Below are 16,039 nucleotides of genomic sequence, written 5' to 3'. Positions count from 1 at the left end.
CCATGAATACCTTAGTGCATCCCATCGAGAATTTCGCTGCGAACTTGCCGGACTGGCGTCGACCGCTCAATTTTGTGTTTTATAACATCGTCGGGTGGACTTGCTTGAGTGCCTTTATTGCTTTGGCGGTCTACACCGATGACTATCGCTCGGGTGGGCACCCACAATTTGGTAGTTTGTTTTTTAATTGGTTCGCTGCGGCGATGGCCCTAGCTCCGTTGTCATGGACTTTGTACTACTGTTTTGAGCGATGGGATGAATATTTTTCACGCGCCAGTTTCATTCTGATGACTTATCTGATGTCCCTATTCTTCATTCTGCCTTGGCATATTTTTGATGCGGCCATGACGATGATTTGGGCTGCTCCCGATGACCGATTTTTTGCTCGTGTTATGGCGTATGAGGATGTGATATGCCTTTTCCGTTTGTGTGCGATCACGGTGGTGTACGGCGCCGTCTTGGGTTTGCGCCTATGGCATTTAAACCGTGATCGTTTGCAAGCCTTACGCGACGAACGAGAGCAGAGTTTGCAATTGAACTTAGCCTTGGAGCGACAAAATGTGGCCATTTTGCGCGCCCAACTCGAACCGCATTTTATGTTTAATTCGCTCAATTCGGTATCAGCGTTGGTGCGTACCGAACGGAGTGAGAAAGCCTTGGTGGCAATCGAGAAATTGAGTGAGTTACTTCGTTATTCCCTGTCATCGAATGAGAGACGTTGCGTCAGTGTTGATGAGGAATTGCAGGGTCTAGACGACTATATCAGCCTACAGAAATTGCGATATGGTGAACGTCTGGTGCTTCGAATTGAAGGTGTGACTGAAGTCGTTCGCAGTTGTTATTGTCCACCATTTTTCTTGCAGCCCTTGTTGGAAAACGCTATCAAACATGATGTAGATGCCCATCAGGGGGCCAGTGATATCCTGATTCAATTCGAGATCGGCGGGCATGGATCGCAGTCATCACGGTCATTATTGAAGTGTACCATCAGCAATCCTCTGCATCAGCAACGACCGCATTCGCATGGCTTTGGTTTAGGTCTCAAGACCCTAGGCGCTCGCTTAGAGTCTTTGTATGGTGATAAGAGCTTGCTTCATACCTACACTGAGGCGGGGAGATTTCTTGTGGAAGTGAGTTTGCCGAATGACGAATAAGCTGATTAAGGCGATCATTGTTGATGATGAAGAGCTAGGGCGCGTTAATCTTCTAAGCGCCTTGCGCGCTTTCCCTGAGTGGAATGTGGTCGCTTTGTGTGAGAGTGTGGCCAGCGCCAGTCTCGCTTTAGAGCAGCACCAAGTCGATGTGGTTTTTCTCGATATTCAAATGCCGGAAGTCTCAGGTCTGGTGTTGGCTCGTCGCTTAAGTCAAACCCCGAATCCACCAGTGATTGTGTTTGTGACGGCGTATGACGGTTATGCCTTGCACGCGTTTGAATACTTCGCCCTCGATTATTTGCTGAAGCCATTTTCTAATCAACGTCTGCAACAAACCTTGGAACGCGCCAGTCAAATGATACAGATGCGACAGAAGTCGGCTTACAGTGAATCATTACAGGCTTATGTGGAGAATAGTCGCGAAGCTAGTAAGGTAAGCGATACTTATCTCACCCGAGTGACCATACGCAGTATTGGCGAACTTGAAGTAGTGTCTTTGGATACGGTCAGTTACTTGAGTTCGGCAGGAAATTATGTTGAGTTGGCGACGCCTCAAGGGAGTAAATTATTGCGCCTCACCATGAATGCGATGGAAGAGAAATTGAATCCTAGCATCTTTGTTCGCATACATCGTTCTCACATGGTGCGCATTAGTGAGATTGAAAAACTGTCTGATTTTGTCGGCGGCACTGCACGCTTGAGCCTGCGGAACGGTCCTAGTTTCCCTGTAAGCCAAGCATACTTGGCGAAACTCAAAGAAGCGGTTTTGGCAAGCTAAGCGAGGGAGTGATGAGGTGTTTCTGATGTTGAAGACGATGCGAGACTTTTAGCATAAGACCTTGCCGTTGTGAGCGATGTAAGCTAGCCTATCGCACTTACAAAAACCATCGCAATTAATGGGTGCTCGCATGAGTCAACAAATCGAAGCAGCTTGCAAGAACTGCCAAACGACCTTAGTCGGCCCTTATTGTCATCAATGCGGGCGAGATCAGCATCTTCATCGTATCGATGCGCATTTCATCTGGCATGAAATGAGCCACGTCTTACATTTAGAAAAAGGTATCTTTTATACGATTCGTGAGCTGTCGCTGCGTCCGAGTAAAACTATACGCACTTTCTTGGATGAAGATCGGCATCGCTTGGTTAAGCCCTTGCTGTTCTTGATTCTATGTTCGCTGCTTTACAACTTGGTCGATTATGTTTGGCCGATGCCGCATTCCAACACCCCGTCTGTGGCTTTGACGACAGAGACAAAAATTTGGGCTTGGGTCGCAGGTCATTTTGGCTATGCTAACTTCCTGATGTCGATTCCCATCGCCATATGCCTACGTGCCGTATTTTGGCGCCAGCGCTACAATGTGTTCGAGATATGGGTGATGCTCGCTTATATCATGGGACTGGTGATGCTATTTTTATCGATCTTTCCGCCCCTAAGAGCGTTGAACCTGCCATTTCCGCATTTGACCGACATTATTCGAGTGCTGTCATTGCTCTTTGTTACCTTAGCGCTGGCTGCTTGTTTCGACGGTCCACGATGGTGGTCGATTGTGAAAACAGCGGTGGCTTATGTGTTGGGAATGTTTCTTTTTTCGGGCATGGTTTTCGTTGCGGGTTGGATGATTGATCATTTGCATTGATCGAAGCACACCAATTTGAATCAGTGCTTGATGAAGTAGCATTGAACTGACCTTCGTCCCTATACATGTTGCATTGTTGCATTTCTAAAGAGCAATCCTTTTGTAAGATATGAGTTCGTATTCCGGAAGGAACTCGTCATCAAAGAACGGTGCTTTGATTGAAAGGACGTAGGGATTTGCGTCGCAAACGATCGTCAATTCCATTCCTTGATCGTTGGTGATTCTAATACCGCTCTCAGCGTAGCAATTCTCGGAGTCATGGCACAATTTTTCAAGGCTGGTAATGCGCGTCCATGATTCGTCGAGTGGCACAATTTTCATCCGCACATCAATCTCTTCGACAGCACTGAATTCTAAACAGCCAATCTCATGCCAGCCATCGATATCATTCATTTCGGACTGGATCTTGATGATCGCATTCTTGCTTAAGATGCAGAAGGAAGTATGGCCGTGTTGAACGCCCTCGGTAAATACAGCGAACCCTTGTAATCCATAGTCCAACAAATCAGCGAAGTTGATAGAGCCATTGATTAAGAAGGGGAAGTGTTTTTTCATGAGATGAGCATTTGAAATTTTTGCTGATGTGAAGATCGAAGAATTCTTGCGAGGACATCGCTCGTAATGGAAGCGAGCACGAGAGCGTACCACAAGCGGCAATCAGCCATGTAGGGGGGGAAACCCGCGCTGTTGGTTTTGTAACTGGCCTCGCACAATTGGCAGTGTCAGAAGTGGATGAACGTCAAAAGCAAAGGCCTCTAACCGCCTGTTGAAAGGTGATCGGTACTTGAATTTTGGAGAACTGTCATTCCCGCGAAGGGGTTGCCGAGGGTTTCGATGAGCATGCTGATCGCTCGGAAATCGGCCCATGTTTGCAAACGTGGGCGCGCCCTGCAAGGGGGAATCCAGTGTCTTTCGTTCTGAGTTCTGTGACGGTTGCTCGTTCTCGTTGTTCGCAGGCCGGGTGTGGCCCGGCGGCCACTCACTTTCTTTGCTTCGCCAAAGAAAGTAAGCAAAGAAAGGCGACCACACTGCCACTGCCCTTCGGGTGCCCAATTGAGCATGTCAAAAATGGGGAGAGTTAGAAACTCGCCTTCGGCTCAGACATCTAACTCTCTTTATCCCATTTCTGCCGTGCACAATTGGCAGTGTCAGAAGTGGATTAACGTCAAAATCAAAATCAAAATCAAAACCAAAACCAAAAGAAAAACGATTTAACATCGCCATAGATTTATGCGGATGTTGAGACTGTATGTTTTGTTGTTGCTTTTGACTTTCCGCCGTCCCGCTTCTAAATCGCCAATGATGCGCAACAGAAAATGGAAAAAGAAAGTGTTGTGTTTGAGCCGAAGGCGAGTTTCAACACTTTCCCATTTTTTGTTGTGCAGCATTGGGAACCCGAAGGGCGATTTAGTGCGGTCGCCTTCTTTTGCTTACTTTTCTTGGCGAAGCAAGAAAAGTGAGTGGCCGTCGGGCCACCCCCGACCTGTGAACGATGAGTTTGCGTGAACGCTTTTTAAGGCCAGCAAAATTGCGAGTGTCGTTCAGAAAATTTCTTTGCACCGAAAATTATCGGTACGTCGTAACTCGAAAAATTGACAGCGCGGGTTTCACCCGCCCTACATGGCTGTTGCTAGAAATATGAACGGCTGCCGAACCTGTATGTTTTTGCTTTTACCGCATGTGCAGATGCCAATTGTGTAGGTAAAAAATGGGATAAAGCAGCGCAGATGTTTGAGCGAAGCGAGTTTCTGCGCTGCCCTATTTCTTACCTACACAATTGGGAACCCGAAGTGCAGCTGCACCTGCGTCGCCTTCTTTTGCTTACTTTTCTTGGCGAAGCAAGAAAAGTGAGTGGCTGTCGGGCCACCCCCGACCAGAGGACCCAGAGTTTGAGTGAAAGCTACAAAGATCTGCGAAAATTCCGAGTGTCATCCAGAAAAATTCTTTTGACAGCGCGGGTTTCACCCGCCCTACATGGCTGTCGCTAACCCACCTTACGAAAATATGACGACTTACAGAGTGATTCTTCAGCGTTTGCAATCACGATATTTTCCGACATCCAAAACACGATAATCAAGCAGAAAATTGCCACCATTATCGGTACCAGCATCATGATTTGTCTCGATGGATTTAATTTCTATCTTCGCGTTCGCGATCCAGCACGGATGTTTTGGAGTTAATTTTGGGATTTGAAATTTTCTGAATGCTTGATCGTTCAGTCTTAGGCTAGTCAGTAAGTAGCGCGGTCGAATTAGATCTTTAGAATCGTTGGTATCAACCGAGAATTCTGCGGTGTCGCCGAGACTATCTGACTCTGATCGTTCAATGATTCCATTGACAATTGCAGCGCCTTCAAAGAGATAAGTTCCTTCGCCCTCGAAATAGTTTTCATCGCTCGGTTGTTGATACGGACAAAACGCTACTAAGGGTAGTTTTTTGGAAGAGAATATTCTAGAGTCGTCCGAGCGATCGAATCGAAAAAGTCCACTTAGATTCTTTCCGCAGGTGCATTTGAGTTCGGATTTAAACAAGCTAGGTCTCGCTTTGCAAGATGTATTTGATGCGAACACATTAATCGGGAATAGAAATACAAAAATAGCACTTAACAGTAGTAATTTTCGCATAGCTATTTCTTTCGATCGCAAGTCGGGTTAATCTCAAATTCGGCACCAACTACCGTTCCACATTTTTTTCGCCACGTCGCTCCTCGAATCATGGCGAGAAAGTTTTTTAATTTATACTATCCGCACCGTGAAAATTTTCCGACACGAATTACGTCATAGTCCAATAAATAATCTCCTGCAAAATCAGTACCCGCATCTCTATCGGATTCAATTTTTCGAATCCTAATTCGAGCTGTAGCTGACCAGCATTGTGTCCTTTCTGTAAGTTTAGGAATACGAAATTTCCTAAATGCGTCATTTGCTAATCGAAGATTTTTCAATAAATATGTAGGTTGAACGACGAGCTCAGGGTTATCCGTATCAACATGAAACTCCGCTTGATCTCCTAAACTATCTGATTCATATCGTCTGATGATCCCATTGACTTCAACACTCCCAGAAAATAGGAAACTTGCATTCAAATAGCTTCGATCTTCACTCCATCGATAATTGCACACTCTCGTAATCGGTAGTTTGCTTGGCGCAATTATTTCGCCACTCTCTCCCAAATATCGTTTCGCTAGATTTTTTCCGCAATCGCACTCTTTTTCACATGTACTAGCGGATGAACAAGCATGCGTCGAGAGCAAGCTGCTTAGTGTGAGCAATAAGCTGATCAGTCCGCGCATACTTTTTGTCCTTGACTATCTGTAGATCACAAATTCGGCGCCAACCATCGCTCAACTTCACTCTTCTCAACCCCACGACGAACCGCCATATCAGTAACCTGATCGTCACCAATCTTCCCGACATTAAAATACTTCGCCTCAGGATGCGCAAAGTAGAAGCCAGAGACAGCAGCGCCAGGAATCATGGCCCATGATTCAGTGATGAACATCTCGATTTCTTCGCACTGCATCTGCTTGAACATCTCGGTTTTGACTGTGTGCTCTGGGCAGGCTGGATAGCCAGGTGCAGGGCGAATACCGGAATAGCTTTCTTTGATCAATTCTTCATTGCTCAAAGCTTCATCCGCCGCATAGCCCCACAAATCTTTACGAACGCGTTCATGTAAATATTCGGCGAAGGCTTCTGCCAAACGATCGGCTAAAGACTTCAACATGATGCTGCTGTAGTCATCGTGCGCGTCTTCGAAGCGCTTCTCGTGCTTCTCGATGCCGAGGCCGGCGGTGACGGCGAACATGCCGATGTAGTCTTTAATGCCGCTGTCTTTCGGGGCGATGAAGTCGCTCAGACATTGGTTAGGACGTTGCTGGCCATCGATGACGGGTTTCTCTGTTTGCTGACGGGCGCCGTAGTAAGTGAAGGCGACGTGTTCGCGACTATCGTCGGTATAGATTTCGATATCGTCATCGTTGACTGTATTGGCAGGCAAGAGTGACACCACACCATTGGCGGTGAGCCAGCGGCCTTCGATGATTTTCTTGAGCATGGCTTGGCCTTCAGCGTAGACCTTGCTCGCTGCGTCACCGACCACTTCATCTGTCAAAATCGCTGGGAATGGTCCTGCCAAATCCCAAGTCTGGAAGAAAGGACCCCAGTCGATATAGTTAGCGATGGTGGCGAGGTCGACATTTTTGAATACGCGACGGCCGATAAACTTAGGTTTGACGGGCGCATTGTCACCTGCAAAACTGAGTTTCATTTTATTCGCACGTGCTTGTGCCAAGCTCAGCATAGGCGTCGCTTTTTTATTCCCATGCAAAGTGCGGACGCGTTCGTAGTCGCTAGCGAGTTCGTTGATGTATTGCTCGCGTGTTTCCGGCGTCAACAAAGATTGTGCGACTGAAACCGAACGCGATGCATCCGGTACATAGACCACAGGACCTTCGTAGTTCGGTGCGATCTTGACGGCGGTATGCGCACGGCTCGTGGTCGCGCCACCAATCATCAATGGAATCTTCATCATGCGGAAGTGAGGGTCACGCTGCATTTCTTTGGCGACGTAAGCCATCTCTTCCAAGGAAGGTGTAATCAAACCAGAGAGACCAATGATGTCGGCATTTTCCGCCTTGGCTTTGGCCAAGATTTCGGAGCAAGGCACCATCACGCCCATATTCACGACTTCGAAGTTATTACATTGCAGGACCACGGTAACAATGTTTTTGCCGATGTCATGCACGTCGCCTTTGACGGTGGCGATGACGATTTTGCCTTTCGGCTTATTGTCGCCGCTGCGTTTCTTTTCTTCTTCAATGAAAGGCACCAAATGTGCCACCGCTTGTTTCATCACACGCGCAGATTTGACGACTTGCGGCAAGAACATTTTGCCTTGGCCGAACAAGTCACCGACGATGTTCATGCCGTCCATTAAAGGACCTTCGATCACTTGAATCGGGCGTTCAAATTGCAGACGCGCTTCTTCCGTATCTTCCACAATCCAATTGGTGATGCCGTGCACCAGTGCATGGGCTAAACGCTTTTGCACAGGCTCGTTACGCCATTCCAGTGTTGCTTCTTCTTTCTTGCCGTCGGCTTTCAAGGTCGCTGCAAATTCGATCATGCGTTCCGTCGCATCTTCACGACGATTGAGTACCACGTCTTCTACACGTTCACGCAATTCCTCTGGCAACTCGCTATACACGCCTATCATGCCGGCGTTGACGATGCCCATGGTCATACCCGCTTGAATCGCATGGTACAAGAACACGGTGTGGATCGCTTCGCGTGCAGGATCATTGCCGCGGAAAGAGAAACTCACGTTCGATACGCCACCGCTGATTTTGGCGCCAGGTAGGTTTTGGTGTATCCAACGTGTGGCTTCGATGAAGTCGACCGCGTAGTTATTGTGTTCTTCGATACCGGTCGCAATCGCGAAAATATTGGGGTCGAAAATAATATCTTGTGGATCGAAATCGACCTTGTTGACCAAGAGGCGATAAGCACGTTCGCAAATCTCAATTTTGCGAGCGTAAGTATCGGCTTGACCTTGTTCATCAAAGGCCATCACGATCACTGCCGCACCATAACGACGGCACAGGCGTGCTTGGCGTAGGAATTCTTCTTCGCCTTCTTTCATCGAAATCGAATTGACGATGGCTTTACCTTGCACGCATTTGAGGCCGGCTTCGATCACGCTCCATTTGGACGAGTCGATCATGATCGGTACGCGAGCGATATCTGGTTCAGAGGCGATCAAGTTCAAGAAGCGCGTCATCGCGGCTTGCGAATCGAGCATCGCTTCATCCATATTGATGTCGATGATCTGCGCGCCGTTTTCAACTTGCTGGCGTGCTACCGCCAAGGCTTCATCGTACTGCTCGTTCAAGATTAAACGCGCGAAAGCTTTTGAACCCGTGACGTTCGTACGCTCACCGACGTTCACAAACAAAGATTGCGCGTCAATTGTGAATGGCTCTAAACCCGATAAACGCATCGCTGCATCAATCGTCGGTACGCTGCGTGGTGTTCGTGTCTTGAGAATATCGGCAATCGCTTTAATGTGATCTGGCGTCGTACCGCAGCAGCCACCAGCGACGTTGATGAAACCCGCGTCGGCGAATTCTTTGAGCAAGGCTGAGGTATCTGCTGGTAATTCATCAAAGCCCGTATCGCTCATCGGATTGGGCAAACCCGCATTCGGATAAATACAGACGAAGGTGTCGGCGATCTTCGACAATTCTTCCGCGTAAGGGCGCATCAAGGCGGCTCCTAGCGCGCAGTTCAAGCCTATCGTCAGCGGTTTAGCATGGCGCACGGAATTCCAGAATGCTGGCACAGTCTGGCCGGACAAAATACGGCCCGATGCATCAGTCACCGTACCCGAGATCATGATCGGCAAAGTTTTGCCAGTCTCTTCAAAGTATTGATCGATCGCGAACAAAGCCGCCTTACAGTTGAGCGTATCGAAGATGGTTTCGACTAAGAGCACGTCGGCACCACCGTCAACCAAGCCGCGTACTTGTTCGTGATAAGCAGCAACCAATTGATCAAACGTCACATTACGTGCAGCAGGGTCGTTCACATCGGGTGAAATGGACGCGGTTTTGGGTGTTGGTCCGAGTGCGCCAGCGACGAAGCGTGGTTTATCGGCAGTTGAATATTTGTCGCAAGCAGCACGCGCGATCTTGGCAGAGGCGACGTTCATTTCGTAAGCCAGATGCGCCATGTGGTAATCATCTTGTGCGACCGTGGTAGCACCAAAGGTATTGGTTTCGATCAGATCCGCACCAGCGGCTAAGTATTGTTCGTGAATTTCGGCGATCACATGCGGCTGCGTCAAGGACAGCAACTCATTATTGCCTTTGACGAAGAGTTCGCGCACGCCTTCGGGGCCGGTGAAGTCTCTAAAGCGTTCGCCGCGATAGTCTGCTTCGGTGAGCTTGTAGCGCTGAATCATGGTACCCATCGCACCATCGAGTATCAGGATACGTTGTTGCAGCAACTCGCGCAGGCGGGATTCGGTAGCAGAAATAGGACGAACGGTAGACATAGTGAACTCGCAAAAAAACAAAACCCGATCGGACAGTGCGGATCGGGTAATTAGTGTGCGATGGGTATATGTTCACTACCTTTTAGCTGCACTTATTACGCGCCCGCAATCTGAGTCTCAAATCGGCGCAAAAAACACATTATACGTGAAAACAAGGACTTAGGCGCGCTGCTCTTCGGGATTTTGCACTTGTTTCCCATACAAAATTCTTTAAATCGCAGCAGTCACCGAAGGAATGCCTATTCCCTTTCAGCCCCTGAGAAGTTCCCAAGTTTGCAAAAAATATACTTGGAACTTAGTGGTGAATCGTGAGGAATGTCCAATTTGAGTGCTTTGCATCGATTCGGTGGACAAGATGCGATGGCCTCAAGTGTCAAAATCAATGTAAAGGAACAGATATGAAGCAGCATCAATACAGCGCCATTCCTTTGAAGGCGATGGCTATTGCGATTGCCATGGTATGGGGCACCACGGTTTCTGCACAGCAGGTGAGTGGAGCGCCATCCAAACAAGGGCAGGAAGCCAAGGCAGAGACCAAGGCGGATGACGTCAAGAAGGTCGATCAAGTGCAAGTGCAAGGTAATCGCGAATACGATCAACGCCGGCAAGATACGGCGAGTAAGATCGTCGTCACCAAAGAAGAAATTCAACGTTATGGCGATACCAATTTGACCGATGTATTGAAGCGTTTGCCTGGCGTCAGTATTCCGAGTGGCGCGCCGAGTGTGGTTGTTCGCACTGGGCCGGTGCCTGCTGGTAGCGGTGGTGGCGGTGGTGTCCGTATGCGCGGTTTGGGTGCTTATACTCAAGTGTTGATCAATGGTCAGCCTAGCCCGCCCGGATTTTCGATTGATACCATCGCTCCCGACAATGTTGAGCGTATCGAAGTCATCCGCAGTGCAACTGCCGATATGAGTACACAAGCGATTGCGGGGGCCATCAACATCATTACCAAAACGGCGGTGGTGACGGCGCAGCGTGATCTGCGCTTTGGTTTGTCGTATGAGAATGGTGGCTGGAGTGAAAATCTTGGTTTGTCGATTGCGGATAAAGACGGCAATTTCTCATACTCGCTTCCACTCAATTACAACCGCACCAAGATCGATAGACCAAGTCAGACCGATGACCTATCGAGCAGCATCATCCCTGAACTGAATTATCATCGACAGGATCATGCGTACACCAATGGCAGTTTGCAATTGCTTGGTTCCAGTCCACGTTTTAATTGGAATTTCGGCACTAGTGACATCATCACTTGGCAGAATTTTTTGAATGCGACTCACGCACAACTCGACTTTGCCCTCGATAGTCAAACACTGTCAGGTATCGCACCTGCTTTGCAGACTCAAAGTGCGCGCAATGAGAACGACTCCAGAATGCTACGCTCGAACCTGATTTGGATGCATCGCTTCGATAACAAAGGGCGTTTGGAATCGCGTTATGGATATAGTTGGGACAAACGGTCTCAACGCTCCGATTTGAATGGGCAGGGAGCCTTGCAGAGCCTGCAACGTCAACGTGAGAACGGTAATCGAGAAACCGGATGGACCTTTGCAGGTAAATATACCGTGCCGTATATTGAAGATCACGATTTTTCCCTGGGTTGGGACGGCGCGTGGCAACAGCGCAGTGAGACGGACCAACAAAGCGATCGCATTGTGGGCACTTCGGGTGGCACAGGCAATACGAAGCCATTAAGTGAGCCACTAAGTGAGCCACTAAGTGGTTTTAGTTTCAATAATGGTTTCGATGCCCGTGTGAATCGCTTTGCCTTGTTCGCCCAAGATGAATGGAATTACACCAAGAATCTGTCGATCTATACAGGTTTGCGCTGGGAAGGGATTCGCACTAATAGCCATGGAAGTGATTACGCGGCCATCAGTAATCGCTCTAGCGTGTGGAGTCCGATTTTGCAGACCTTGTACAAACTTCCTGATAACAATAATGATCAACTACGTTTCGGTCTGGCTCGCACTTATAAAGCACCCGATACCGCACGTTTGTTGCCGCGCCGTGCTTACACTATCAGCAATAGCGCAACCAATCCTGATAACACCGGCAATCCACAATTGAAGCCGGAGTTATCATGGGGATTGGATCTTGGTTACGAACATTATTTCAGCAGCGGCGGTATGGTGAACGTGAATTTGTTTGCGCGGCGTATCGAGGATTTTACGCGTATCAACATCGCGCAAGAGAATGGACGTTGGGTGAGTCGGCCGATCAATGATGGCCAAGCCAGCACGCACGGGATAGAGTTTGATGCCAAGCTGCCGATGCGGGCGTTGATGAGTGGTAGTGAAGTGCCGGATATTGAATGGCGTGCCAATCTGGCTTTGAACCGCTCGCGTATTGATGCGGTGAAAGGGCCCAATAATCGTCTCGATTATCAGACCCCCGTTACTGCCAATGTGGGCTTTGACTATAAATTGTCTAGTGTGCCACTGACGATCGGTGCTAATTACAATTTCCAAAACGGTGGCTTGGTCAAGATCTCTGATCAGCAAACGGTTTACACCTCAGTACGTCGCTCGCTCGATGCCTATGCATTGTGGCGCGCCACACGTCTGACCAACCTCCGTTTGTCGCTCAGCAATCTATTGCATGACGATAGCTATTCATATGGGCGTTATGTTGATAATGAACGACAGGTATTCCGTCAAGGCTTTGCACCGGCCTATGCTTCGGTACGCTTGAATCTGGAAACCAAGTTCTAAACAGTGAGGCAAAAAAATGGCGCCGTTGTCCGAGGACATTGGCGCCAAAGTATGGAGGGAACTCCATAAGGGAAAGCGTATCGCTTAATTCAGGCGACTAGCGCTGAGCGAGCGCTAGTCGTGTTCGGTTACTTGTTTTAGTTCTTTTAATCCTTTTTGCGAGTGGCGATTAAGCTAGCGATGATGGAGCTTGCCAAGATGCCGCCAATCACCATCAGCGAAACATTGGTTGGAACGTGCATCCATTTCACGACCATCATCTTCGTACCGACAAACATCAACACGAAGGCCAAGCCGAACTTCAAGAGATGGAAGCGGTTTGCCATATCGGCCAACAAGAAGTACAAAGCACGTAGTCCCATAATCGCAAAAATGTTCGAGGTGAAGACGATGAAAGGATCGGTGGTCACCGCGAAGATCGCTGGGATCGAATCAACCGCGAATACGACGTCAGAGATTTCGATCAAGATCAAGACCAACAAGAGCGGCGTGAACACACGTTTGCCATTCTCGATAATGCTGAACTTCTCTTCGTGAAACTGGTTCGTGAACGGTAAAACCTTCTTAGCAAACTTCAAGACCGGGTTGGCTTCCAAGTCGGGTTCCTTTTCAGCTGCGACCAACATGCGCATGCCGGTAATAATCAGGAAGATGCCGAATAAGTAGAGTACCCACGAGAATTGTGAAACCACCCAACTACCCGCCAAAATCATGATCACACGCATGATGATCGCGCCGAGTACACCGTATAAAAGAACCTTGCGCTGATATTGTTCAGGCACAGCGAAGTGACCGAAGATCATCAAGAACACAAAGACGTTATCAACCGAGAGCGATTTTTCGATGACGTAACCAGTCAAGAATTCCATGGACTTGGTCATCGCCGCCGCTTCGCCAACGATGTCTTTCAAATAGAAATACATACCAATATTAAAGGCGAGGGCGAGCGAGACCCACACCACGGACCAGATCGCGGCTTCTTTCACGCTCACTTTATGGGACTTGGACCCACCAAGCGCGAAGATGTCGAGGGCCAGCATCGCCAAAACAAAAGCGATGAAAGCGCCCCACATCCATGGTTGTGCAACTGTTTCTATCATTGTTTTTCCTTCAAAAAATTTACGTAAAACTGCCTATGAAGACTTCAGTAACAACACGTACTTCTACAAAAGATACTCGGTGCGGGCAGGTTTGCGTAAAAATTCTAGCTTTTTCTGGTGCGATGGTTATTTTCTGAGGTGCTGTTATTCCCGCTCAAGCGGAAATCCAGGGAAGTTTTGATGTCCTGTGCTGTGGGCCTAGACTCAGGCCTGAGCGGGAATAACGAGCGGTTTCAACCCAGAAAATGTGTAAAAAAAAAGCGGTGGCGACCCACATGAGAGCGATTAGCAAAATCGCCACCGGGGAGTGGAACTTATTCGTTATCGATAAAACCGAGCAACTGCAACAAGCTGGTGAACAGATTAAAGATGCTGACGTACAAGCTGACCGTGGCCATGATGTAATTTGTTTCACCACCATGGATGATGTTGCTAGTTTCGTACAGAATCATGCCTGACATCAGTAAAACGAAGGCAGCCGATACAGCGATGGAGAGCGCAGGAATTTCAAAGAAAATCGCACCCAGACCTGCCACGAAGGCAACCAAGACGCCCACCATTAAGAAGCCGCTCATGAAGCTGAAGTCACGTTTGCTAATCAAAACATAAGCAGATAAGCCCATGAAAATCACAGCGGTCAAGGCCATCGCATTCATCACAATCGCGCCGCCACCTGGCATACCGAGATAACGCGTGATAATTGGGCCGAGCGTTAAGCCCATGAAGCCGGTCAAGGCAAACACCGACACAATACCCCAAGCGCTATTACGCAGTTTGGTGGTCAAAAATAGCAAGGCGAAGTAACCGACGAGGGTCACGATAATGCCCATACTGGGCAAGGCGAAGGCAACGCTAATCCCAGCTGTGAGTGCCGAAAACAATAAAGTCATAGACAGCAACATGTAGGTGTTGCGCAATACTTTATGCCCGGCGATGCTGCGGCCGTCGGTGTAACTCACCGTCTGCGCGTCGCGTTGATAAGGGCGGTCTAGATAACTCATGATGTTCTCCTGAAAACAAACAAGGACGAGCTTAATTTTTCAACAGCACCGATCGCAAGCTAGACGATGTAGTGCTGACCTTTTTGAGGTAGCGGAAGTATAGGTCGGCTTGGAAATCAATAAAAGTCGAATATAATTTACAAATACATCGAATTTATCGATGTATTTTAAGAGCGAGCGTGGTGACGCGACATTCGCTGAGTGAGGATTGCGATGGCAAGTTTGAATTACAAACATTTGCATTATTTTTGGACGGTGGCCAAGTGCGGTAGCATTGCAAGGGCCAGTGAGCAACTGCATGTCACACCACAAACCATCAGTGGTCAACTCAGTCTGTTTGAAGATATCCAAGGTGAGGCTCTCTTTGAAAAATCTGGGCGTAATCTTGAGTTAACCGAGGCAGGGCGTTTGGTATTTGCCTATGCTGAAGAGATCTTTCTGTTGGGCCAGGAATTGGAGCAAGTCTTGCAACACCATCCCACCGAACGCACCGTGCAATTGCGCGTGGGCGTTTCAGATGCTGTTGCCAAAGCCGTGGCGTATAAATTGTTGGAGCCCGCATTGCGCTTACCTCAAACTTTGCGGATCAATTGCCGAGAAGGGAAATTGGAAGACCTACTCAGTGAATTGGCGCGCCACAAACTCGATATTGTCGTGACCGATACGCCGCTACCACCAAGTACGAAGGTGCGCGGATTTAGCCATCCTCTCGGTGAATGTGGTCTGAGTTTTTTTGGCACCGCGGCTTTGCGAAAAGCGTATCCGCAAGCTTTTCCACAATGCCTCGATGGAGCACCAATTTTATTGCCGGGTGAAGATTCTGCGTTGCGATCGCGCCTAGTGCAGTGGTTTGAACAAAAGGGGGTGCGACCACGGATTGCTGGAGAGTTTGATGATAGTGCGTTGATGAGCGCCTTTGGTCAGGCTGGTGTTGGCTTCCTCGCTAAGCCCAGTGCTATCGCCGATATGATTACACGCCAATATGATCTTGAATTAATTGGTAGTACAGAAGAGGTCAAAGAGCAGTTCTACGCGATTACAGTACAACGTAAGATCACCCATCCCGCGGTTTTAGCGATCAGCCAAGCAGCACCGTTGGCAATCATCAATGGAAAGCTACAAGCGAAGGCGCAAGCAAAGCTGCGTGGGAGCAAAGAAAAAATGCAGACAGCAAAGTGAGTTTACTTGCTACCTGCATTCAATATGGTACGCGATATGGTACAAGCGTTGATTACGCTTTACCTGTCCATAAAGCCTGCGCCTTAGCAAATACTTGCGCACCCACCTTACGTCCTAAAGTACGACCTGCTTGATCACCATTGGTGAAGTGGATGCCGCCATATAAACGAGACATACCTGCTTCATCTGCGGCGG

General features: G+C 48.4%; 11 protein-coding genes. 5 read left to right on the top strand and 6 right to left on the bottom strand.

All coding sequences use genetic code 11. The annotated features are described in order from the left end of the window. Positions 1–2 precede the first annotated feature (2 nt). From RF679_RS18235 to RF679_RS18225, 3 genes are all read left to right on the top strand, one after another. Positions 3–1,154 (top strand): sensor histidine kinase, encoded by a 1,152-nt coding sequence (locus tag RF679_RS18235; RefSeq protein WP_309482048.1) that lies wholly within the window; start codon positions 3–5, stop codon positions 1,152–1,154. Further along, complete coding sequence (locus RF679_RS18230) at positions 1,144–1,932, top strand: LytR/AlgR family response regulator transcription factor (protein WP_309482047.1); 789 nt, start codon at positions 1,144–1,146, stop codon at positions 1,930–1,932. Before RF679_RS18235 ends, RF679_RS18230 begins: the two co-directional genes overlap by 11 nt. A 130-nt stretch (positions 1,933–2,062) precedes the next feature. Then, positions 2,063–2,791 (top strand): DUF3667 domain-containing protein, encoded by a 729-nt coding sequence (locus tag RF679_RS18225; protein WP_309482046.1) that lies wholly within the window; start codon positions 2,063–2,065, stop codon positions 2,789–2,791. Between the two features lie 84 nt (positions 2,792–2,875). Here the strand turns inward: RF679_RS18225 and RF679_RS18220 are convergent, their stop codons facing one another. The 3 genes from RF679_RS18220 to metH form a co-directional block, all read right to left on the bottom strand. Beyond that, on the bottom strand, positions 2,876–3,346 hold the full coding sequence (locus tag RF679_RS18220; protein WP_309482045.1) for a hypothetical protein: 471 nt from the start codon (positions 3,344–3,346) through the stop codon (positions 2,876–2,878). 1,472 nt (positions 3,347–4,818) lie between these two features. Then, complete coding sequence (locus RF679_RS18215) at positions 4,819–5,322, bottom strand: hypothetical protein (RefSeq protein ID WP_309482044.1); 504 nt, start codon at positions 5,320–5,322, stop codon at positions 4,819–4,821. Between the two features lie 787 nt (positions 5,323–6,109). After that, positions 6,110–9,847 carry a methionine synthase gene (metH, locus tag RF679_RS18210; protein WP_309482043.1) on the bottom strand — a complete coding sequence of 1,246 codons (3,738 nt, stop codon included), beginning with the start codon at positions 9,845–9,847 and terminating at the stop codon, positions 6,110–6,112. Positions 9,848–10,245: 398 nt separating this feature from the next. Between metH and RF679_RS18205 the strand changes: the two genes are divergently transcribed. Further along, a complete protein-coding gene (locus RF679_RS18205; protein ID WP_309482042.1) occupies positions 10,246–12,564 on the top strand; it encodes a TonB-dependent receptor plug domain-containing protein in 2,319 nt (772 codons plus the stop codon). A 146-nt stretch (positions 12,565–12,710) separates the two neighbouring features. On the opposite strand, the gene RF679_RS18200 is transcribed toward RF679_RS18205, so the two are convergent. Further along, entirely contained in the window at positions 12,711–13,664 is a 954-nt protein-coding gene (locus RF679_RS18200) for a TerC family protein (RefSeq protein ID WP_309482041.1), read from the bottom strand. A 314-nt stretch (positions 13,665–13,978) separates the two neighbouring features. After that, positions 13,979–14,665 (bottom strand): Bax inhibitor-1/YccA family protein, encoded by a 687-nt coding sequence (locus RF679_RS18195; RefSeq protein ID WP_309482040.1) that lies wholly within the window; start codon positions 14,663–14,665, stop codon positions 13,979–13,981. Positions 14,666–14,878: 213 nt separating this feature from the next. Here RF679_RS18195 and nhaR point away from each other — a divergent pair, with 213 nt between their 5' ends. Next, complete coding sequence (nhaR, locus tag RF679_RS18190) at positions 14,879–15,844, top strand: transcriptional activator NhaR (protein ID WP_309482039.1); 966 nt, start codon at positions 14,879–14,881, stop codon at positions 15,842–15,844. A gap of 52 nt (positions 15,845–15,896) precedes the next feature. On the opposite strand, the gene RF679_RS18185 is transcribed toward nhaR, so the two are convergent. Then, entirely contained in the window at positions 15,897–16,019 is a 123-nt protein-coding gene (locus RF679_RS18185; RefSeq protein ID WP_309482038.1) for a hypothetical protein, read from the bottom strand. Positions 16,020–16,039: the final 20 nt, after the last annotated feature.

The sequence above is a fragment of the Undibacterium cyanobacteriorum genome (assembly GCF_031326225.1).
Lineage (GTDB): Bacteria > Pseudomonadota > Gammaproteobacteria > Burkholderiales > Burkholderiaceae_D > Undibacterium > Undibacterium cyanobacteriorum.
Note: the sequence above shows the minus strand (reverse complement) of the source record. Positions and strands in the feature narration are given on the sequence as shown.